General features: G+C 67.3%; 19 protein-coding genes. 5 read left to right on the top strand and 14 right to left on the bottom strand.

Annotation, left to right across the window (positions count from 1 at the left end; translation table 11 throughout):
* Positions 1–46 precede the first annotated feature (46 nt).
* The 4 genes from AC3WRC_RS02525 to petA all read right to left on the bottom strand — a co-directional run bounded on the left by AC3WRC_RS02525 (position 47) and on the right by petA (position 4,626).
* Positions 47–1,714, bottom strand: coding sequence for a M28 family metallopeptidase (locus tag AC3WRC_RS02525; RefSeq protein ID WP_492302788.1), 1,668 nt, complete (start codon positions 1,712–1,714; stop codon positions 47–49).
* Between the two features lie 152 nt (positions 1,715–1,866).
* A complete protein-coding gene (locus AC3WRC_RS02520) occupies positions 1,867–2,742 on the bottom strand; it encodes a cytochrome c1 (RefSeq protein WP_200918537.1) in 876 nt (291 codons plus the stop codon).
* Between the two features lie 5 nt (positions 2,743–2,747).
* Positions 2,748–4,052 carry a cytochrome b gene (locus AC3WRC_RS02515; protein WP_039245598.1) on the bottom strand — a complete coding sequence of 435 codons (1,305 nt, stop codon included), beginning with the start codon at positions 4,050–4,052 and terminating at the stop codon, positions 2,748–2,750.
* 16 nt (positions 4,053–4,068) lie between these two features.
* Complete coding sequence (gene petA, locus AC3WRC_RS02510; RefSeq protein WP_045810115.1) at positions 4,069–4,626, bottom strand: ubiquinol-cytochrome c reductase iron-sulfur subunit; 558 nt, start codon at positions 4,624–4,626, stop codon at positions 4,069–4,071.
* Between the two features lie 194 nt (positions 4,627–4,820).
* Between petA and AC3WRC_RS02505 the strand changes: the two genes are divergently transcribed.
* A complete protein-coding gene (locus AC3WRC_RS02505; protein WP_292078412.1) occupies positions 4,821–5,276 on the top strand; it encodes a tRNA (cytidine(34)-2'-O)-methyltransferase in 456 nt (151 codons plus the stop codon).
* On the opposite strand, the gene AC3WRC_RS02500 is transcribed toward AC3WRC_RS02505, so the two are convergent.
* The gene (locus tag AC3WRC_RS02500) at positions 5,267–6,526 is read right to left on the bottom strand and encodes a dipeptidase (protein ID WP_492302787.1); all 1,260 of its coding nucleotides are present in this window, start codon (positions 6,524–6,526) and stop codon (positions 5,267–5,269) included. The two genes, AC3WRC_RS02505 and AC3WRC_RS02500, sit on opposite strands and share 10 nt — an antisense overlap.
* A gap of 103 nt (positions 6,527–6,629) precedes the next feature.
* Here AC3WRC_RS02500 and hemF point away from each other — a divergent pair, with 103 nt between their 5' ends.
* Positions 6,630–7,511: an oxygen-dependent coproporphyrinogen oxidase gene (hemF, locus tag AC3WRC_RS02495; protein WP_492302992.1), complete on the top strand. Its 882-nt coding sequence runs from the start codon at positions 6,630–6,632 to the stop codon at positions 7,509–7,511.
* Here hemF and AC3WRC_RS02490 read toward each other — a convergent pair.
* Complete coding sequence (locus tag AC3WRC_RS02490) at positions 7,508–8,383, bottom strand: LysR family transcriptional regulator (RefSeq protein WP_316409501.1); 876 nt, start codon at positions 8,381–8,383, stop codon at positions 7,508–7,510. The two genes, hemF and AC3WRC_RS02490, sit on opposite strands and share 4 nt — an antisense overlap.
* 76 nt (positions 8,384–8,459) lie before the next feature.
* On the opposite strand from AC3WRC_RS02490, the gene AC3WRC_RS02485 reads away from it, so the two are divergent.
* The gene (locus AC3WRC_RS02485; RefSeq protein ID WP_492302786.1) at positions 8,460–9,521 is read left to right on the top strand and encodes a YeiH family protein; all 1,062 of its coding nucleotides are present in this window, start codon (positions 8,460–8,462) and stop codon (positions 9,519–9,521) included.
* Here the strand turns inward: AC3WRC_RS02485 and AC3WRC_RS02480 are convergent.
* A complete protein-coding gene (locus AC3WRC_RS02480) occupies positions 9,518–10,249 on the bottom strand; it encodes a glutamine amidotransferase-related protein (RefSeq protein WP_316409499.1) in 732 nt (243 codons plus the stop codon). The genes AC3WRC_RS02485 and AC3WRC_RS02480 overlap by 4 nt on opposite strands.
* 22 nt (positions 10,250–10,271) lie before the next feature.
* Positions 10,272–11,087 (bottom strand): 23S rRNA (adenine(2030)-N(6))-methyltransferase RlmJ, encoded by an 816-nt coding sequence (rlmJ, locus tag AC3WRC_RS02475; RefSeq protein ID WP_492302785.1) that lies wholly within the window; start codon positions 11,085–11,087, stop codon positions 10,272–10,274.
* A 91-nt stretch (positions 11,088–11,178) separates the two neighbouring features.
* Between rlmJ and AC3WRC_RS02470 the strand changes: the two genes are divergently transcribed.
* Together AC3WRC_RS02470 and AC3WRC_RS02465 are read left to right on the top strand one after the other, a co-directional pair.
* Positions 11,179–11,523, top strand: coding sequence for a hypothetical protein (locus tag AC3WRC_RS02470; RefSeq protein WP_492302784.1), 345 nt, complete (start codon positions 11,179–11,181; stop codon positions 11,521–11,523).
* On the top strand, positions 11,523–12,545 hold the full coding sequence (locus tag AC3WRC_RS02465; RefSeq protein ID WP_492302783.1) for a DNA topoisomerase IB: 1,023 nt from the start codon (positions 11,523–11,525) through the stop codon (positions 12,543–12,545). Before AC3WRC_RS02470 ends, AC3WRC_RS02465 begins: the two co-directional genes overlap by 1 nt.
* A gap of 17 nt (positions 12,546–12,562) precedes the next feature.
* On the opposite strand, the gene tdh is transcribed toward AC3WRC_RS02465, so the two are convergent.
* From tdh to AC3WRC_RS02435, 6 genes are all read right to left on the bottom strand, one after another.
* Complete coding sequence (gene tdh / locus AC3WRC_RS02460; RefSeq protein ID WP_055807997.1) at positions 12,563–13,615, bottom strand: L-threonine 3-dehydrogenase; 1,053 nt, start codon at positions 13,613–13,615, stop codon at positions 12,563–12,565.
* A 105-nt stretch (positions 13,616–13,720) separates the two neighbouring features.
* Positions 13,721–14,911 (bottom strand): glycine C-acetyltransferase, encoded by a 1,191-nt coding sequence (locus tag AC3WRC_RS02455; protein ID WP_492302782.1) that lies wholly within the window; start codon positions 14,909–14,911, stop codon positions 13,721–13,723.
* Positions 14,912–14,953: 42 nt separating this feature from the next.
* Complete coding sequence (locus AC3WRC_RS02450; protein WP_492302781.1) at positions 14,954–15,868, bottom strand: DUF4232 domain-containing protein; 915 nt, start codon at positions 15,866–15,868, stop codon at positions 14,954–14,956.
* Between the two features lie 52 nt (positions 15,869–15,920).
* Positions 15,921–16,343: a methylmalonyl-CoA epimerase gene (mce, locus tag AC3WRC_RS02445; RefSeq protein ID WP_492302780.1), complete on the bottom strand. Its 423-nt coding sequence runs from the start codon at positions 16,341–16,343 to the stop codon at positions 15,921–15,923.
* Positions 16,340–18,499, bottom strand: coding sequence for a methylmalonyl-CoA mutase (gene scpA / locus AC3WRC_RS02440; RefSeq protein WP_492302779.1), 2,160 nt, complete (start codon positions 18,497–18,499; stop codon positions 16,340–16,342). The genes mce and scpA overlap by 4 nt, the downstream gene beginning before the upstream one ends.
* Positions 18,496–19,875 (bottom strand): methylmalonyl-CoA mutase family protein, encoded by a 1,380-nt coding sequence (locus AC3WRC_RS02435; RefSeq protein ID WP_492302778.1) that lies wholly within the window; start codon positions 19,873–19,875, stop codon positions 18,496–18,498. Before AC3WRC_RS02435 ends, scpA begins: the two co-directional genes overlap by 4 nt.
* Positions 19,876–19,953 lie beyond the last annotated feature (78 nt).

The raw sequence follows: 19,953 nt of genomic DNA, 5'->3' as shown, positions 1-19,953 counted from the left end.
AAATGGGTGGAGATTCCTCCCCGCCCCATCTTGATGTGTGAAAAGACTAGCGGCGTTCGGACGCGGTCGTGGCGCGCACCGGCGCGAACTCTGAGCCCGACTTCCACTGCGGCCAGTCGCGACCGTTCGCCAGGGCGCGACCGACATCGTAGAAGACGGTCAGGTCCTCGATCATGCCGCTGTAGTCCCAGTCGGGCGACCATTCGTCCGCCGCCTGGTGATAGCGTTTGGCGCCGTATTCCGACCGCGCCGCCTCGCGCGCGGCGATCGGCTCGTCGCGGAATTCGCCCCGGCTGCCGGCATAGGCCATCGGCACGCCGCGCTTGGCCAGCGGGAAGTGGTCCGAACGGTAATAGGTGCCGGCCGCATTCTCGTAGTCCGGGACCAGTGCTCGCCCTTGCGGCTGGGCCGCCGCCGCCAGACGCTCGTCGAAGTCCGACTGGCCATATCCGGTGACGCCCAGCCCCGTGACGCGGCCATAGACGTTCATGGAGTCCATGTTGAACCCGCCCACCGTCTTGGCCAGCGGATAGACCGGGTTCACCGCATAGTATTCCGAGCCCAGCAGGCCGCTTTCCTCGCCGGTGAAGCTGATCATCACGATCGAGCGCTCGGTGCGCGGCGCGCGACCGAACATGCGCGCCAGTTCCAGCAGCCCCGCCGTGCCCGAGGCATTGTCCACCGCCCCGTTGAAGATGCGGTCGCCGGTCGCATCCGGCTCGCCCATGCCGATGTGATCCCAGTGGGCGGTATAGAGGATCGTCTCGTCCGGATGAGTCGCGCCCGGCAGGCGGGCGATGACGTTGTGGCTGGTGACCTGATTGGTGGCCACGTCGAACTCGGTCGAGAAGGATGCGCCGGGCAAGGCGACCGGCTGGAAGTCACGGCTGCGCGCCTGGACCTTCAGCGCGTCGAAATCCAGACCCGCGCGACGGAACAGGTCGACCGCCACGTCACGCTGGATCCAGCCCTCCATCGGCACGCGCTCCGCCGCCGCATTTTGGCGCAGGATGTCGAATTGCGACACGCCCCAGGAGTTGGCGACCGTCTGCCAGCCGTAAGACGCCGGCGCCGTCTCGTGCACGATCAGCACGCCCGCCGCGCCCTGTTTGGCCGCCTCTTCGTATTTGTAGGTCCAGCGGCCGTAATAGGTCATGGCCTTACCGCCGAAGGTGTTCAGCGCCGGCTCCTCGAAGTCGGCGTCATTGACCAGCACCACCAGGATCTTGCCTCGCAGGTCCTGGCCCTTGAAGTCGTTCCACTGCCGCTCGGGCGCATTGATGCCATAGCCGACGAAGACCAGCGGGGCGTCCTTCAGGCTGACGTGTTCGGCCGGGCGACGGGTCGAGATGGCGACCTCGCGCCCTTGCGTCATCGGCAGGGTCCAGTCGCCCAGCTTCAGCGAAGCGCGCACATTGGACTGGGTGAAGCGGTTCAGGATCACGTTCTGCGTCCACTGGCCGTTCGGCCCGCCCGGCTCAAACCCAGCGGCAGCGTAGCCTTCGCTCAGATACCGGATGACCTTTTCCTCGGCCGGTGTGGCGATGCCCCTGCCCTCAAAGCTGTCGTCCGACAGCGTCTTGATGTCCTGCGAGATCCGCGCCGCATCGAAAGTCGGGACGGTGTGAACCGCAGCGGGATTGGCCGCCGTGGCGCAGGCGGACAAGGCGGCGCTCGCCAACAGAACGGCGGCGAAAGAAGAGACAAGACGCATGAACTAAAGGCCCCACAGCCGAAAACGATACGCGACCCTAGGGGGCGAACTTCTCCCTGTCGATGCTGCGTCCCGGACCTTTCGTCGCAAACGAAAAAGCCCGCCAAGGCGAACCTTGGCGGGCTTACGAGTTCGATCCCGCAGCGTAGCCCTTAGTGGGCGACGCCCTTCCAGATGCGGCGGTAGGCGACATAGGTGATGCCGGCGAACAGCAGCAGATAGATCATCACGCCCAAACCGGCCTGCTTGCGCTCGACCATCTTCGGCTCGGACGTCCAGGCGATGAAGGCCGCGACGTCCTTGGCGTATTGATCGACCGTCTGCGGCGAGCCGTCGTCATAGGTCACCTGACCGTTCTGAAGCGGCGGCGGCATGGCGATGAAGCCGCCGGGCGGAACGTCCTTGTGGTCGCCCGTCCAGAACGGCGTCAGGTCGCCGGCCATATAGGGGTTGTAGTGCTGACCCTCGCGGATCTGCAGGCCGGCCGGCGCGGCCTTGTAGCCCGACAGCAGCGAATAGATGTAGTTCGCGCCGTCGTGACGGGCCTTGGCCATGACCGAAAGGTCGGGCGGCGCGGCGCCGCCATTGCCCGCCGCCGCTGCCGTGGCGTTGGGATAAGGGGCGCGGAACTTGTCGGCGGGCGTGGCGTCACGCTGGATCGCCTCGCCGGTCTCGCTGTCGATGTCGCCGACCTGGTTTTCCTTGGCCAGAGCCTTCACGACGGGGTTGTCGTTCGGGTTCGGATACTTCGGATTCCAGAACGGCCCATGACGGTCGCCCAGGTTCCGATAGTGCATCAGGTTCATGCTGTGACAGGCGGCGCAGACCTCGTGATAGACCTTGTAGCCGCGTTGCAGCTGGCCCTGGTCATAGGTGCCGAACGGCCCTTCGAAGCTGAATCCGCCCGAGCGCGGATGGGCCGCAGCGCCCGCCGCCATGGCGGGAGCGGCCGCGCTCAACAGACCCAGCGCAATCGCGGCCGAGGCGATGATCGTCTTGAACGACACGGTCTTCATTCCAATCGTCATGATTTTCAGACCTTGTGCTCGACGGCGCCGGCGCCGGTCAGGACCGGCTCGGAGATCGTCGCCGGGATCGGCAGCGGCTGCTCCTTCAACCCGACCAACGGCATGATGATCAGGAAGAAGACGAAGTAGTAGAGGGTGAAGACCCGCGTCAGCCACAGGTAGGAGTTCAGGTCGCCGTCGATCAGAGTGAAGGTCTTGAACGACCCGATCACCGGCGCGTCAGGCAGCTGACCACCGCACCAGCCCAGGCCCACGCCCACCACCAGGAAGATGATGAAGAAGGTCCGCATCGTCGGGCGATAGCGCATCGAGCGCACCTTCGACGTATCCAGCCAGGGCAGGACGAACAGCACGCCGATGGCGCTGAACATCGCCACCACGCCGCCGAACTTGTCCGGGATGGCGCGCAGGATCGCGTAGAAGGGCAGCATGTACCACTCGGGCACGATGTGCGCCGGCGTCTGCAGCGGGTTGGCCGGGATGTAGTTGTCGGCGTGGCCCAGCGCGTTCGGCTGATAGAAGACGAAGATGGCGAACAGGATCAGGAACAGGATGATCGCAAAGCCGTCCTTGACAGTGAAATACGGGTGGAAGGGCAGCGTGTCCTTCTTCTCCCGATCCTTCGGGATCAGGATGCCGACCGGGTTGTTCTGACCGGCCGAGTGCAGCGCCCAAAGGTGCAGCACGACGCAGCCCAGGATCGCGAACGGCAGCAGATAGTGCAGCGAGAAGAAGCGGTTCAGCGTCGCATTGTCGATCGCCGGCCCACCGCGCAGCCAGATCAGGATCGGCTCGCCCAGCACCGGGATGGCGCCGATCAGGTTGGTGATGACTTCAGCGCCCCAGAACGACATCTGGCCCCACGGCAGGACGTAGCCCAGGAAGGCGGTGGCGATCATCAGGAAGAAGATCACGCAGCCGATGATCCAGATCATCTCGCGCGGCGCCTTGTACGAGCCGTAGTAGAGGCCGCGCAGCATGTGCAGATAGACGGCGATGAAGAACATCGACGCGCCGTTGGCGTGGACATAACGGATCAGCCAGCCGCCGTTCACGTCGCGCATGATGCGCTCGACCGAGGCGAAGGCCAGATCGACGTTCGGCGTATAGTGCATGGCCAGGACGATGCCGGTGACGATCTGCGTCATCAGGCACAGGGCCAGGATGCCGCCGAAGGTCCACCAGTAGTTCAGGTTCCGCGGCGTCGGCAGGGACATGTAGTCCGCGCCGAAACGGATGATCGGCAGCCGGGTGTCCAGCCACTTCTCGACGCCCGTCTTCGGGACGTAGGTGCTCTCGTGATCGCTCATGATTCCCCCTTGGTCCTCAGCCGATCTTGACGCGGGTGTCGGACAGATAATCGTATTCCGGCACCACCAGGTTCAGAGGCGCCGGCCCCTTACGAATGCGGCCGGAAGCGTCGTAGTGCGAGCCGTGGCAGGGGCAGAACCAGCCGCCGTAATCGCCCGCGCCAAAGGTCGGCACGCAGCCCAGGTGCGTGCACGAACCGATGACGACCAGATATTTCTCGTGACCCGGCTTGGTGCGCTCGGCGTCGGTCTGGGGCTGTTTCAGGTCCGGAGCGTGATCGTCCGCGATGACCTTCTGCAGCTCGGCCGGGGTACGGTAACGCACGAACACCGGCTTGCCCTGCCATTTGATGACGACCTGCTGGCCTTCCTGAACCTTGGTCAGGTCGAACTCGATCGACGCCAGCGCCAGCGTATCGGCCGCCGGATTCATCTGGTTGATCAGCGGCCATGCGATCATGGCGCCCGCGCCGACCGCTGCGGCGCCCGCCGCGATGTAAATAAAGTCCCGACGATTGGGATCACCGCCCTCAGGGCTATGACCGTCTTCCGTATGCACGACCGATTCGGCCACGTTTCCACCTCTCGAACGCCGCAGAAGACCCCCAAGGGCGTCCCCAGCCACGGCACGAACCAACAAAAGACGCCGGGAATCCCCGACGGCCCGTGACTTGCGCCGCGTTGGACGCAAGCTGCTGACGTTTCTTGCGAAACGCTCGCAAACAGACCGCGACAAACCCCCTCGCCGCGCGTATGTCAGGCCTTAGAATGCGTCTCGCCCTTTTTCAACCGGACATTCCTCAGAACGTCGGAGCCTGCATCCGATTGTCGGCCTGTTTCGGCGTCGATCTGCATGTGATCGAGCCGACGGGGTTCCGTTTCGACGACCGCGCCATGAAGCGCGCGGCCCTCGACTACGGCCCGCTGTCCCACATGACCCGCCACGCCGACTGGGAGGCCTTCCAGGCGGATCGTCCGGCCGGGCGTCTGGTGCTGCTTACGACCAAGGGCGCCACGCCCCTGCCCGATTTCGTCTTCCAGCCTGACGACACCCTGCTGTTCGGCAAGGAAAGCGCCGGCGCCCCCGACTATGTCCATGCCGCCGCCGACGCGCGTGTCGTCGTGCCGCTTAGGCCCGACGCCCGCTCGCTGAACCTGTCCGTCACCGCCGGAATCGCCCTTTGGGAAGGCCTGCGCCAGACGGGCGCCGTCGGTCAGTTCTGAGCCGAAGCGGGCTCCAGCCGCGCCATCGACGGGCGTTCGCCGGACTTTGACGCCGCCACGGCCTCGACCGACCGCATGACCCGCAGCAGGTTCTCGCCGGCGATCTTGCGGATGTCGGCCTCGGTCCAGCCCGCCGCCATCAGGGCTGCCAGGATGCGTGGATAGGCGTCCACCCCGCCCATGCCTTCCGGCAGGCTGCCGATGCCGTCGAAGTCGGCGCCCAGGCCGACATGGTCGATGCCCGCCACTTCACGCACGTGCTGAATATGCGCCACCACGTCGGCCAGGGTCGCCTGAGGCGTCGGATTGGCGGCGGTCCAGGCCGTCAGCCCGGCCTCGACCGCGCCGGGATCGCCGGGGTTCAGGGTCTTCAGCCGCGCCTCCTCGCCCGCCTTGGCCCCGTTCCAGGCCCGCACCGCCTCGGACACGAAACCGGGGGCCAGGTTGATCATCACGATGCCGCCGTCCTGCGGCATCATCCGCAGCACCCGATCCGGCACGTTGCGCGGATGATCAGTGACCGCCCGCGCCGAGGAGTGGGAGAAGATCACCGGCGCATCGGACACGCGCATGGCGTCCAGCATCGTCTCCTCGGACACGTGGCTGAGGTCGACCATCATGCCCAGCCGGTTCATCTCCTTGACCACCGCCTCGCCGAACGGGCTGAGGCCTCCCCATTTCGGCGCGTCCGTCGCGCTGTCGGCCCAGGTCGTGGTCTTGGAATGGGTCAGGGTCATGTAGCGCGCGCCGGCCCGGTAGAACTCCCGCAGCAGGGCCAGGGAATCGTCGATCGAATAGCCGCCCTCCATCCCGATCAGGCTGGCGATCCGGCCCGACTTGAACACCGCATCCACCTCGTCCGCCGTGGTCGCCAGGCCGAAGGTGTCGGGATGGGCGGCGATGATGCGCTTGGCCGTGTCGATCTGCTCAAAGGTTTCCTCGACCGCCTCCAGCGGCGTCAGGCTGGCGGGCACATAGACGGACCAGAACTGCCCTCCGACGCCCCCGGCCCGCAGGCGCGCGATGTCAGTATGCAGTTTGGTCGATGCCGCCAGATTCCTCGTCAGATCAACGGCGTAAACGTCGTTTCCATATTGCTGTCGCAGCGCCCACGGCAGGTCGTTGTGCCCGTCGATCAGCGGCGTGGTCTTCAAAATCTCCATCACCAGCGCCTCATCGGCGTCCTGGGCCTGGACCGCCCCTCCCAGCGCGAGCGAGGCGACGGCGACGGAGACGAGACGGCGGATCATGGGCGGGCTTCCTGAAAACGGCAGGCTGCCATTAGCGCCCGCGATTCTGCTTATGACAACCTCGCCGGATGACGCCGCCGCCGCGACGTGGTTCAAGCGCGCCATGAGCGACGCCGTCTTCTCCGATCCGCTCGACCTGAAGAAGGTCGAGACCCGCGCCTGGTTCGAACATCTGCGCGACCGCATCCATGCCGCCTTCGAGGCGTTGGAGGATGCAGCCCCCGCCGACCTGTTCCCCGGCGAGCCCGGCCGCTTCGTGCGCACGGCATGGGAACGGCCCGAGGGCGGCGGCGGCGTCATGGGCATGATGCACGGCCGCCTGTTCGAGAAGGTCGGGGTCCACGTCTCGACCGTGCATGGCGCCTTTCCCGCCGACTACGCCAGGAACGTGCCCGGCGCCGACGTCGATCCGCGCTTCTTCGCGACGGGGATCAGCCTGATCTGCCACCCCGTCAGCCCGCGCATTCCGGCCGTTCATATGAACACCCGCTTCATCGCCACGACGAAGAGCTGGTTCGGCGGCGGCGGCGACCTGACGCCGGTGCTAATGGCGGATCGTCGTCAGGATCACCCCGACACCGTCGCCTTCCACGCGGCCATGCAGGCCGCCTGCGATGCCCACGACCCGACCTGGCACGCCAAATACAAGGCCTGGTGCGACGAGTATTTCTACCTGCCGCACCGCAAGGAGCCGCGCGGCACCGGCGGCGTCTTCTACGATCATCACGACAGCGGCGACTATGACCGCGACTTCGCCTTCACCCGCGACATCGGCCTGGCCTTCCTGGACGTCTATCCGCGCATTGTCGCCGCCCGCATGGCCGAGCCTTGGACGACCGAGGAGCGCGAGGAACAGCTGATCCGCCGGGGCCGCTACGTCGAGTTCAACCTGCTGTATGACCGCGGCACCATGTTCGGACTGAAGACGGGCGGCAACGTCGACTCGATCCTGTCGTCCATGCCGCCGGTGGTGAAGTGGCCCTAGCCCATCGCCTCGACGAATACGTCGCCGGCCCGGCTGCGATACCGTTCGCGGTGTCGTAACAGGCGGAACGGCCGCTCGGGCAGGGTGAAGGGCGCCGTCACCAGCCGTCCGGCCGCCACCGACGCATAGGCCACGCTTTCCGACAGCGCCGTGGCTCCCGCCCCCGCCTCGGCCGCCGCCAGCACGGCTTCGTTCGACGGCAGGGTCATCGATACCGACAAGGTCGCGGGGTCAATCCCCATGTCCCGCACCGCCGCCTCCAGCGTCGACCGCGTGCCAGAGCCGACTTCGCGCAACACCCAAGGCTGGCCCGCCAGATCCTTGGCCTCCAGCCGACGTCGCGTCGCCCAGGGATGGTCCGGCGTCACCAGCACGGCCAGCCGATCCGACCCCACCTGAACCTGCGACAGGGCCGGTTCGTCCACCGCCCCCTCGACCAGGCCGATCTCGGCGGCGCCGCTCAGCACCGCCTGCGCCGCCTCGCGCGTGTTGCCGATCTCGACCGCCAGTTCGACGCCAGGATAGGCCGTGTGGAAATCCACCAGCCGGCGCGGCAGCCAGTAGCTGGCGATGGTCTGGCTGGCGAACACCGCCAGCCGCCCGCGCCGCAGGGCGCTCATGTCCGCCAGCGCCGCCTCGGCCGCCGCAGCCCGCGCCAGCACCGCCTTGGCCTCGGGCAGGAAGGCGCGGCCGGTCTCGTTCAGAACGACGCCCCGCCCGACCCGATCGAACAGCCGCACATCATGCTCGGTTTCCAACGCCGCCAGGGCGTTCGACACGGCCGACTGTGTCAGGTTCAGCGCCCTCGCCGCCGCCGTCACATGGTCGCGCTCGGCGACGGCGACGAAGATACGCAGGCGTTCCAAGGTCACGATTGATCTCCAAATCGGATTGGAACGACCATAACTATCCGTTGGACCGCCGTCGAGGGCAGGCGCATCACGCTCGATGATGAAGTCCGCCGCCCTGCCCGCCCCGCTTCACGCGCCCACTCTGGCGTCGGCGACGGCGTTCGCGCGCAAAATCCGGCCCGGCGTCATGCTGTGCCTGCTAGTCACCCTTGCGGCCATCGGCCTGACCAGCATCGAGCGCGACGTGATCGGCCATGTCTGGCTGGAGCCGCTGGTGCTGGCCATCCTGCTGGGCGCCGCCGTCCGCACCGCCTGGACGCCTGATACGCGGTTTAAGGCCGGGATCGACTTCTCAGCCAAGATCTTGCTGGAGGTCGCGGTGGTGCTGCTCGGCGCCTCGGTCAGCGCCGCCACCCTGTCATCGCTGGGCGTCGGCTTCGTCCTGGGCATCTTCGCCCTGGTCGCGCTCGCCATCGTCGTCGGTTTCGGCGTCGGTCGCGCCCTGGGCCTGAACCCACGCATGGCCCTGCTGGTCGCCTGCGGCAACGCCATCTGCGGCAACTCCGCCATCGCCGCCGTCGCCCCCGTCATCGACGCCGATGGAAAAGAGGTCGCCGCCTCCATCGCCTTCACCGCCGTGCTCGGCGTGATCGTGGTTCTGGCCCTGCCCCTGCTGGGCGGCCTGATCCATCTGAACGGCCTGCAATACGGCGCCCTGGCTGGACTGACCGTCTATGCCGTGCCGCAGGTTCTGGCCGCCGCCGCGCCCTTCGGCGCGGTCGCCACGCAAACCGGCACGGTGATCAAGTTGGTGCGGGTGCTGATGCTGGGTCCTGTCATCCTCGCCCTGTCGCTGATCTTCCGCGACCGCGCGCCCAGCACCGCAAAGCCCGGCCTGTCGCGCCTGCTCCCTTGGTTCATCATCGGCTTCCTGGTCATGATCGGCCTGCGCTCGTTTGACCTAATCCCGCAGGCTGCGCTCGCGCCCATGGCCGCCGCCTCGGGCCTGCTGACCGTCGTCGCCATGGCCGCCCTGGGTCTCCAGACCGACATTCGCGCCGTCGCCCGTGCCGGCGGCCGCGTCGTCGCCGCCGTCATCCTGTCACTGGGCGCTCTGGTGGTGCTGGCGCTGGCGTTGATCCGGCTGCTGGGCCTCTAGATCCCGCTGCCGTCATCCTCGACTGGCGGCGGGGTCAGCAGCAGGAAGGCGCGGATCCAGGCCGTCAGCACCGCCCGGTCGTTTGGCCGCTTCAAACTGTCGATCGCCTGATCCGCCACATCGTGCGGGATGCGCGCCCCGCGCCGTCCCTCGATCAGGGCCGCCGCATAGTCCGGCTGAAACTCCGGGTGGCACTGAAACGAGATCGCATCGTCGCCCCAGGCCAGGCCGGCGTACGGCGTGAACCCGCTGGACGCGATCACCCGCGCATCGTCCGAAACCGCGACGACCTGATCCTGGTGCGACACGGGAATGGCGATCGTCCGCGCACGCGGATGCATCCACGGCGCATCCTCGCGCACGTCATAGCGGTGCAGACCCACGCCCCAGCCCTTGTCCGATTTCTCCACCACCCCGCCGAACGCATGGGCCAGCGCCTGATGCCCGAAACAGATGCCGACCAGCCGCGTCCGCCCCCGCGCCGCCCTCAGCCAGTCGATCAACTGCGGGATCCACGGCAGGTCGTCATAGACCCCCGCCGCCGACCCCGTGACGATGGCTCCCTGAAAGACCGACGGATCCTCAGGCAGTTGCCCCGACTGCACGTCGAACCGCGTCGTCGGCACGCCCTCGCCCAGCAGGGCCCGGAACCGCGCCGGGTAGTCGTCGAAGTCGTCCTTCAGATGATCTGGCGGATGTCCGGTTTCCAGAATGGCGATACGCGTCATGCAACCAACCTAGTGACTGCGGTCAGAAGGTCCAGACCTCGGCCCGTCCGCCCGCCTCGCCGAGCGCCCCCGCGACCCAGCCGCAGATCTCGGCCGCGGCCGCTTCCGCGCCCGCCGGCGGATTGACCACCACCATGGCGCAGCCGTTCATCTTCATCGGATTGGTCAGCGGCCTCAGCCGCGCCTCGGCGACCAGGGTCGGACCTGCCTTGCCTTGCAGCCGCCGAATAAAGCCGTCGAAGGTCTCCAGATCCTTCAGCGGCGTCCAGATGACCACCGTCGCCGTCGGATCACGCCTGACCACCGAAATCGCAGTCTCGGCCGAACGGATATAGTCGTCGGGCTTTTCGAAAGGCGGGTCGATAAGCACCAGCGGCCCGCGCACCTTCGCCGCCTCCGCCGCCACCGCGGCATAGCCGTCGCCCTCGCGCGCCTCGGCGTTCGCGCGCCCCGCCAGCGCCTCGGCCAGCATGGCCCGCACCGGCGGGTTCAGCTCGAACCCGACATACCGACCGCCAGGCGTCAGCGCGTCCGCGATCAGCAACGGCGACCCCGGATAGAACCGCGCCCCGCCCTCAGGATTCAGCACCGCGACCTCGCCCGCCAGCGCATCCATCAGCGTCGTCCGCCCGTCGGCGGACATCAGCCGCGCCACGCCGGCCTCGGCCTCCCTGGACCGCGCGCCATCGCCCGTCAGATCGTACAGCCCCGCCCCCGCATGGGTGTCGAACACCGTCACCGGCCCCGCCGCCTGCCTAGCCTTCACCAGCCAAAGCACCAGGGCGTGCTTGACCAGGTCGGCGAAGTTTCCGGCGTGAAAGCTGTGGCGATAGTTCATGCCGCCTCGTCTCGCGCCCGGCCCGCGCGGTCAAGCGGAACTCGCGCGCCAGACACGGCGTTCGGCCTAAGTCCTTGTACGGAAAGATGCGATGGCCGCCAAAACCACCCTGACCGACGCGCAACGCAAGCCGCCCAAGGGCGTCGCGACCCAGGCCAAGCGCGGTCTCGACCTGCGCGACAAGCACGACCGGGGCGGCACCGAGGTCGGCGTACGCCGCGCCCATCAATTGGCGGACCAGAAGCCCGTCTCGGACAAGGACATCAAGGACATCTACAGCTACTTCGCCCGCCACACCGTGGACAAGGACGGCAAGGGCTGGGGCAGCCGCACCGATCCTTCGGCCGGCTATATCGCCTGGCTGCTGTGGGGTGGCGACCCGGCCGAACGCTGGATCAAACGGCTGCATGAGCGCCTCGAAAAGGCGAACGGGTGATGGCAGACGGATCGCACGCCTTCGACATCGCCGCCGAAGTCCCTCAAGGCCTCAGCTATTGCAGCGACGAGTTCGCGGGCCTGACGCGCCGCCGCGCCGGCAAGGGTTGGTCGTATCGCGACGCCAAGGGCAAGACCGTCACGGACGCCAAGACCTTGGCCCGCATCCGCGCCTTGGCCATTCCGCCCGCCTGGACCGACGTCTGGATCTGTCCCAAGGCAAACGGCCATATCCAGGCCACCGGCCGGGACGTGAAGGGCCGCAAACAATATCGCTATCACAACGACTGGAGCACCGCCCGCTCCGAGAACAAGTTCGACAAGCTGCCCGCTTTCTCGCGCAACCTGCCGAAACTGCGCGAGAAGGTCGAACACGACTTGGCCCTTCGCGGCGTCTGTCGCGACAAGGTGCTGGCCACCGCCGTGCGCCTGCTCGAGATCACCCTGATCCGGGTCGGCAACTCCATCTACGCCAAACAGAACCGCAGCTACGGCCTGACGACCCTGCACAAGCGCCACATCGACGTGGATGGCGCAGCCCTGACGTTCGAGTTTCGCGGCAAGAGCGGCAAGGATCACAGCGTCAGCGTCAAGGACCGCCGCCTGGCCAAGGTCGTGCGGCAGCTGGAAGGTCTGCCCGGCCAGCAGTTGTTCAAATACCGCGCGGCCGACGGCGCGCTGTGCCCGGTCGATTCCGACGACGTGAACGCCTACATCCGCGAGGCGATGGGCGAGCAGTTCTCGGCCAAGGACTTCCGCACCTGGGCCGGCACCGTCTCGGCAGCGCGGGCGCTGCGCGACACCGAGGCCCCGACCTCGCCCACCGACGCCAAGCGAAAGATCACCGTCTGCATCAAGGCCGTCGCCGGCCTCTTGGGCAACACCCCTACCGTCTGCCGTGCGTCCTACGTCCACCCCAAGGTCTTCGCCCTGTTCGAAAGCGGCGAGATCGGCAAGGCCTTGCCGGGGTCGGAGACCAAGGGGTTTGAAAAGGCCCTGATCAAACAGCTGCTGGCTGTCTGATCAGCAGCATTCGTCTCTCAGGCCGCCTTGTCCCAGTCCAGCACGACCTTGCCCGATTGGCCCGACTTCATGGCTTCGAAGCCTTCGCGGTAGTCGGCGTAGCCCAGGCGGTGCGTGATCAGCGGGCTGAGGTCCAGGCCGGCTTTCAGCAGGCCCAGCATCTTGCGCCAGGTGGTGAACATCTCGCGGCCATAGACGCCCTTGATGGTCAGGGCCTTCAGAATGATCGCGCCCCAGTCGGTTTCCATCGGCTTGCCGGGAATGCCCAGCAGCGCCATGCCGCCGCCCATGATCAGGGTGTCGACGCACTGTTTGAAGGCGATGGGCGAGCCCGACATCTCCAGCGCCACGTCGAAGCCAACCTTCAGGCCCAGTTCCTTCATGACATCGTGGATGTCTTCCTTGGTCGTATTCACGGTGCGAACGCCCGGCGCGACCTTCTGCGCCAGCTCCAGCCGGAAGTCGTTGATGTCGGTCAGGACCACGGTGCGCGCGCCCGCGTGGCGGGCAACAGCGGCGGCCATCATACCGATCGGGCCGGCGCCGGTGACCAGCACATCCTCGCCCAGCAGGTCGAACTGCTGGGCCGTGTGAACCGCATTGCCGAACGGATCGAGGATCGAGCCGATCTCATAGGGCACATCGTCCGGCAGCTCGATGACGTTGAAGGCCGGGGCCACCACGAACTCGGCGAAGGCGCCCTGACGGTTCACGCCAATGCCGCGCGTCTTGGGGTCCAGGTGGAAATGGCCGGCGCGGGCGGCTTCCGAGTTCAGGTCGATGACGTGGCCCTCGGCCGAGACGCGCTGGCCGATCTTCAGCGGCCGATCCACGTCCTTGCCGATGGCGACGATCTCCCCGGCGAACTCGTGGCCGGTGATCATCGGGGTCGGAACGTTCTTCTGGGACCACTCGTCCCAGTTCCAGATGTGGATGTCGGTGCCGCAGACGGCCGTGCGATGCACCCGGATCAGCACATCCTCCGGTCCCGCCTCGGGAATCGGCGCGTCGATCAGTTCCAGGCCGACGCCGGGCGCGGTCTTGGCCAAGGCCTTCATCGTGTCGGTCATAGTCTTAACTCCCTGAAATCGTGGCTCCGGGTTCATCCCGAAACCTGCGGCTGAGGCCCCACGCCTCCTCGCCGCTTGGTCTTCGTCGATGGCGCGCGAAAAGGGCTAAATGACGCCGAGTTCCCGGCCCGCCTGGGTGAACACTTCGACCGTACGGTCGATCTGGTCGAAGGTGTGGGCCGCCGACATCTGTGTGCGGATGCGGGCCTGGCCGCGCGGCACGACGGGGAACGAGAACCCGATCACATAGACGCCCAGCTCCAACGCCCGCGCCGCGAAATCCTGCGCCAGTTTGGCGTCGCCCAGCATGACAGGGATGATCGGATGCTCGCCGTCCAGCAGGGTGAAGCCTGCGTCCGACATGGCCCCGCGATAGCGATGGGCGTTGGCCGACAGACGGGTGCGCAACGCATCGCCTTCCGTCCCTTGGGCGATGCGGATGGCCTCCAGGCTGGACCCGCACACGGCCGGCGCGAGTGCATTGGAGAACAGATAGGGCCGCGCCCGCTGCTTCAGCAGTTCGACCACCGACTTCTTGGCGCAGATGAAGCCGCCCATGGCGCCGCCCAGGGCCTTGCCGAAGGTTCCGGTGACGAAATCCACCTCGACACCGTGATGGGCGAACGAGCCCCTGCCTTGCATGCCGAGGAAACCCGTGGCGTGGCAGTCGTCCACCATGATCAGGGCGTCGTATTTGTCGGCCAGCGCCCGGATCTCGTCCAGCTTGGCGATATAGCCGTCCATTGAGAAGGCGCCGTCGGTGGCGATGATGATGTCGCGGGCGCCGGCCGCGCGGGCCTCCTTCAGCCGGCTTTCCAACTCGTCCATGTCGGAGTTGGCGAAGCGATAGCGTTTGGCCTTGCACAGCCGCACCCCGTCGATGATCGAGGCGTGGTTCAGGCTGTCGGAGACGATGGCGTCGTTTTCGCCCAGCAGCGGCTCGAACAGACCGCCGTTGGCGTCGAAGGCGGCGGCGAACAGGATGGCGTCCTCGAAACCGAGATAGGCGGCGATGGCCGCTTCCAGCTCCTTGTGGATCTCCAGCGTGCCGCAGATGAAGCGCACGGACGCGGTGCCGGCGCCCCACTTCGCTTGCGCCGCCATTCCGGCCTGGGTCACGCGCTCGTCGCCGGCCAGGCCAAGATAGTTGTTGGCGCAGAAGTTCAGCACGTCGCGGCCGGCGACCTGGATCACAGGCCCCTGGCGCGAGGCGATGATGCGTTCGGGCTTGGTCAGGCCCTGGGCGTCGATCTCGGACAGTTCGCCGGCGACGCGGTCGTAGAAGCTCTGGGTCATGAGCCGCGACCTACGCCGATTTTCGATCGGTTTCCACCCGCCTCAGGTCGCCGGGGCCGGGTTGGCCTCGGCCCGGATCGGACTGACGCGAATGCGACCGCCGCAGGGGCTGAACGAGAACGGCAGGCTGACGGCGGCGGTATCGCTGGGCGCCGTGACCTTTATCGTGGCCGCGTCGGGACAGGTCTTTTGCATGGCTTCGTTGGGCACGACGCTCCAGGCCATTTCGAAATAGGCCTTGGCGCGGGGCGCCAGCTGGACCGGCGTCGGGGCCTGGCCTTGGCGGAAATAGCTTCCGGGGCTCTGTTCGGCGCGTATGGACGACAGGGTGCGTCCGCGCGCGTCCTGCAAGGTCACTGTCGGATAGCCGGTCAGGCTGCAGGCCTGGCTTCCGATATTCTGAAGACTGAAGTTGGTGACCCGATTTCCGGCGCCCGCATCCCCGTCGCCCGCCGCCAGCGTCAGTTGCGGCCCCTTGCAGGGCAGCGCAGCGGGCAAGACCCCGCCGGTCGCCTCGGTCGGCGTCTGACCTGGCGTCGGCAGCGGTCCGGGCGTCGCATCCGCCCCGGGGATCGGCCGCGAGCAGCGCTCCAGCACCGCGACACCTGTGGTGCCGTCCGGACCCAGTCGGCTCAGCGTGCCGCTCTCCTGTCCATCACGCGTCGCCGTCCACCATTCCACCCCGCCGCCGACATAGCGCGCGCCGCTGGCGGCCTGCACCGAACGCAAGGCATAGTTCTGGTTCTGATGGGTCAGCCTGGCGTTGTCGCTGTCGACATACTGGACCTGAAGCGTCGCGCCGCTTTCGCAGGCATAACCGATCGAGGGCGCATCGGATGCAGGCGCGGCCGACGGTTCGACCGGGGCGGCGGGCTGTTCGGGCTGGGTGCGAGAGCAGGCTGCGGCGCCGGCCAAGGCGGCGATGGCGACGAATGCGGTTAGGCGGTGCGACATCATGTCATGTCCTCTGGTTTCGCCTTCAACGGCCCAACCTGACCAAAGGCTCCGCTTAATGCCCCGCTTTCGGCGTCTCCATCAGCTCGATCAATACGCCGCCCATGTCACGCGGGTGCAGGAAGACGACCGGCGTCCCGTGCGCCCCGATGCGCGGCTGGCCTGTGCCCAGGATCGTCACCCCCTTGGCGCGCATTTCGGCGACGGCGGCGTGGATGTCGGCGACCTCGAAACAGACGTGGTGCTGGCCGCCCTTGGGATTCTTGGCCAGGAAGCCGACGATGGGGCTGGTCTCGTCATAGGGTTCGATCAGCTCGATCTGAGCCGTCGGCGTATCCACGAAACAGACCTTCACGCCTTGCGCCGGCAGGTCGAACGGCTCGCCGATCTTCGTCGCGCCGAGGATATCGCGATACAGTTTGATCGAGTCGGCGATGGACGGCGTGGCGACGCCGACGTGGTTCAGGGCGCCGATCATGACTTGTCCTTGTCAGGGGCGGGCTGGGCGTAACCCAGACGCTGGTTCAGCTTCTCGACCAGGTCGACCGCCGTATCGGCGATGGCCGAACCGGGCGGATAGACGGCGGCCGCGCCCATATCGAGCAGAGGCTGGACGTCGGACGGCGGGATCACGCCGCCGACCACGATCATGATGTCGGGCCGGCCCAGTTTCTCCAACTCGGCCTTCAGCTCGGGCACCAGCGTCAGATGCCCGGCCGCCAGCGACGATGCGCCGACCGCGTGAACGCCCTTCTCGACCGCTTCTTGAGCCGCCTCGGACGGCGTCTGGAACAGGCTGCCCGCCGTGACGTCGAAGCCCAGATCGCCGTATCCGGTCGCGACGACCTTCTGGCCCCGGTCGTGCCCGTCCTGGCCCAGCTTCGCGATCAGAATGCGCGGTGGGCCGCCGTCATTCTCGACGAAGGTCGCAACCATCTCGCGGGCGCGGGCGAAGCGGGCGTCGGTCCCCGCCTCCTTGGCATAGACGCCCGACACGGTCTGGACCGTCGCCACGTGGCGGCCGAAGGCGGCCTCCAGCGCGTCGGAGATTTCGCCCACCGTCGCCTTGGCGCGGGCCGCCTGAACCGCCAGTTCCAGCAGGTTTGCGTTCCCGCGCGCCCCCTCGGTCAGGGCGTTCAGCGCCGCATCGGTCGCCGCCTGATCCCGCTCGGCGCGCAGGCGCTTCAGCTTGTCGATCTGGGCGGCCAGCACCGCCGCATTGTCGACCTTCAGCATCGGAATGTCGTCGACGACGGGGTTCAGATATTTGTTCACCCCGACCACCGTCTGCTGGCCAGTGTCGATCCGGGCCTGGGTCTTGGCGGCGGACTCCTCGATCCGCAGCTTGGGGATGCCGGCTTCGATCGCCTTGGCCATGCCGCCCAGGGCCTCGACCTCGGCCATATGGGCGCGCGCCCGTTCGGCCAGTTCGTGGGTCAGCCGTTCGACATAGAAGCTGCCGCCCCAAGGATCGATCACCCGCGTCAGCCCCGTCTCCTGCTGCAACAGGATCTGGGTGTTGCGCGCGATCCGGGCCGAGAAGTCGGTGGGCAGGGCCAGGGCCTCGTCCAGCGCATTGGTGTGAAGGCTCTGCGTCTGGCCGCCCGCCGCCGCCATGGCCTCGACCATGGTGCGGGGCACATTGTTGAACACGTCCTGAGCCGCCAGAGACCAGCCCGACGTCTGGCAGTGGGCGCGCAGCGACAGCGACTTGGGATCGACCCCGCCTTCCTTGCGCACCGCCTCGGCCCACAGCAGGCGGCCGGCGCGCATCTTGGCCACCTCCATGAAATAGTTCATGCCAATGGCCCAGAAGAAGCTGAGACGCGGCGCGAACCGGTCGATCGGCATACCCGCCGCGACGCCCGCCCGCAGATATTCAATCCCGTCCGCCAGGGTGTAGGCCAGCTCGATATCCGCCGAGGCTCCCGCCTCCTGCATGTGATAGCCGCTGATGGAGATCGAGTTGAACTTCGGCGTCTCCTGCGCCGTCCAGGCGAAGATATCGGCGATGATCCGCATCGAGGGCTCGGGCGGATAGATGTAGGTGTTGCGGACCATGAACTCCTTCAGAATGTCGTTCTGAATGGTCCCGGTCAGCTTGGCGTGCGGCACGCCCTGTTCTTCCGCCGCGACGACATAGAGGGCCAGGATCGGCAGCACCGCCCCGTTCATCGTCATCGACACCGACATCTGGTCCAGCGGGATCCCGTCGAACAGGGTGCGCATGTCGTAGATGCTGTCGATGGCCACGCCCGCCATGCCGACGTCGCCCTTCACCCGCGGGTGGTCGCTGTCATAGCCCCGGTGCGTCGCCAAGTCGAAGGCGATGCTCAGCCCCTTCTGACCGGCCGCCAGGTTGCGGCGATAGAAGGCGTTGGACTCCTCGGCGGTGGAGAATCCGGCGTATTGCCGGATCGTCCAGGGATTGCCCGCATACATGGTCGGATAAGGACCACGCACGAACGGCGCGAACCCCGGCAGGCCATGCGGATGATCCAGCGCGTCCGTGCTGTCGGGACCATAGGCGGTCTCGACCGTCAGCCCCTCGGGGGTCAACCAAGGATCGCGCATCGGCCCCCGCCCCGTCGCATCGAGGTTCAGGGCGATCTTGCTGAAGTCTGGAAAGCTCACTGAGCCGCCTCCTCGAAGGCCGCGGCAAACCGGATCGGAGCCAAGGGCTCGCACACTCTTTCGACCGCCACGGCCGCCTCATCGCCCGCCTCGACCGGCGCCGGCCGCACGTCCGCATCGACATATTTGGTCACGCCGATGATCTGCGCCGCGCCGTTCGTCAGCGCGGCTTCGCGGACCGCGCGGGCGCGGGCGATACGCGGCTGGATGACCGAGCCCTTCAGGGCCTCGACCAACCCGCCCTCGGCCTCGATCATCTGGAACTCGGCCCAGCCGGCCTCGGCCAGATCGCGGGTGCGGGCGTCTAGGTACCAGGACCCCGCGGCCGGATCGTCGACCCGGCCCAGATTGGCCTCTTCCATCAGCACCAGCTGGGTGTTCCTTGCCTGACGCCGGGCGAAGGCGTCGGACGTTCCGGAGGCGCGGGTGAAGCCGTCCAGCACCACCACGTCCGCCCCCCCGACCGCGCCGGCGAACCCCGCCGCCGTCAGCCTCAGCAGATTGGGCCAGGGGTCGCGCGCCGACAGCATCCGCCGTGACGAGCGCGCTTCGATAACCGCCGGAACATCCACGTCGAACGCTTTCGTCAGGCTGGCCCAGATCAGCCGCATGGCTCGCACCTTGGCCAGGCTGTCGAAATATTCCGCATCGACCGACAGGCCGACGACGATGCCGCGCAAAGCCGCCTCGACCGACATCCCGGCCTCCACCGCCGCCTTCGCATGGGCCACGACGCTGGACGCCGCAAAGGCCAGCTCCTGCGCCGCCGATCCGCCCGCCTCGTGCGCGACCCGGCCGCTGGCCAGGAAGAAGGTCGCGTCGGGATAGGCGCCCGCATGACGCACCGCCGTATTGGCCGCCAGGCTCAGATGCTCTTCCACAGAACGCGGCGCCCCGCCCGCCTCGGCGAAGGCCGAGACCGGGTCCATATGAAACCGCAGCTGGGCGCGCGGCGAGCCCTTGGCGACGACCGCCAGGGCATTGGCCGCATCCGGCCCGTCGATCCCTGCATCCAACGCGACCGGCGCCAGCTCCAGCGCCACGCCTTCCAGCGCCCGGCCCAGGGGCGCGGAATCCGCCAGCACCCGCCCCTTCAGCACCACCGAGGCCGCGCCGTTCTCCAGATCGCTCAGGACGGCGGCGTTGACCGCTTCGGCATCGTCGCCCTCCACCAGCGTCCGCAGATCCCAGGCCCGGCCTTCGGAGTCGGACGGACGAGGGGCGAAGATCGGCTGCACGCCCGTCGCGCCCGCATACAGGGGCCGCGTCACCAGTTGATCGGCGTCGAGATGCATCAGCGACTCGATCGGCCGATCCTTCAGCGCCTTCTGGGCCGCCTCGCGCCATTCGAGCGGCGTGGGGGTGGGGAAGGTCATGCGCAGCCCTCCCCACCCGTGCGGCATGAAGAGCCCCTCCACCGCTCCGCGGTCCCCCTCCCCACTACGTGGGGAGGA

Source organism: Brevundimonas sp. EU05-FHT14B07 (assembly GCF_058790795.1).
Note: the sequence above shows the minus strand (reverse complement) of the source record. Positions and strands in the feature narration are given on the sequence as shown.

What these genes read in the sequence shown, in the direction of transcription:
- AC3WRC_RS02525 (WP_492302788.1), bottom strand. Translation starts at nt 1,714, where the DNA reads ATGCGTCTTGTCTCTTCTTTCGCCGCCGTTCTGTTGGCGAGCGCCGCC.
- AC3WRC_RS02520 (WP_200918537.1), bottom strand. Translation starts at nt 2,742, where the DNA reads ATGACGATTGGAATGAAGACCGTGTCGTTCAAGACGATCATCGCCTCG.
- AC3WRC_RS02515 (WP_039245598.1), bottom strand. Translation starts at nt 4,052, where the DNA reads ATGAGCGATCACGAGAGCACCTACGTCCCGAAGACGGGCGTCGAGAAG.
- AC3WRC_RS02505 (WP_292078412.1), top strand. Translation starts at nt 4,821, where the DNA reads ATGCGTCTCGCCCTTTTTCAACCGGACATTCCTCAGAACGTCGGAGCC.
- AC3WRC_RS02500 (WP_492302787.1), bottom strand. Translation starts at nt 6,526, where the DNA reads ATGATCCGCCGTCTCGTCTCCGTCGCCGTCGCCTCGCTCGCGCTGGGA.
- hemF (WP_492302992.1), top strand. Translation starts at nt 6,630, where the DNA reads ATGAGCGACGCCGTCTTCTCCGATCCGCTCGACCTGAAGAAGGTCGAG.
- AC3WRC_RS02485 (WP_492302786.1), top strand. Translation starts at nt 8,460, where the DNA reads ATGATGAAGTCCGCCGCCCTGCCCGCCCCGCTTCACGCGCCCACTCTG.
- AC3WRC_RS02480 (WP_316409499.1), bottom strand. Translation starts at nt 10,249, where the DNA reads ATGACGCGTATCGCCATTCTGGAAACCGGACATCCGCCAGATCATCTG.
- rlmJ (WP_492302785.1), bottom strand. Translation starts at nt 11,087, where the DNA reads ATGAACTATCGCCACAGCTTTCACGCCGGAAACTTCGCCGACCTGGTC.
- AC3WRC_RS02470 (WP_492302784.1), top strand. Translation starts at nt 11,179, where the DNA reads ATGGCCGCCAAAACCACCCTGACCGACGCGCAACGCAAGCCGCCCAAG.
- AC3WRC_RS02465 (WP_492302783.1), top strand. Translation starts at nt 11,523, where the DNA reads ATGGCAGACGGATCGCACGCCTTCGACATCGCCGCCGAAGTCCCTCAA.
- tdh (WP_055807997.1), bottom strand. Translation starts at nt 13,615, where the DNA reads ATGACCGACACGATGAAGGCCTTGGCCAAGACCGCGCCCGGCGTCGGC.
- AC3WRC_RS02455 (WP_492302782.1), bottom strand. Translation starts at nt 14,911, where the DNA reads ATGACCCAGAGCTTCTACGACCGCGTCGCCGGCGAACTGTCCGAGATC.
- AC3WRC_RS02450 (WP_492302781.1), bottom strand. Translation starts at nt 15,868, where the DNA reads ATGATGTCGCACCGCCTAACCGCATTCGTCGCCATCGCCGCCTTGGCC.
- mce (WP_492302780.1), bottom strand. Translation starts at nt 16,343, where the DNA reads ATGATCGGCGCCCTGAACCACGTCGGCGTCGCCACGCCGTCCATCGCC.
- AC3WRC_RS02435 (WP_492302778.1), bottom strand. Translation starts at nt 19,875, where the DNA reads ATGACCTTCCCCACCCCCACGCCGCTCGAATGGCGCGAGGCGGCCCAG.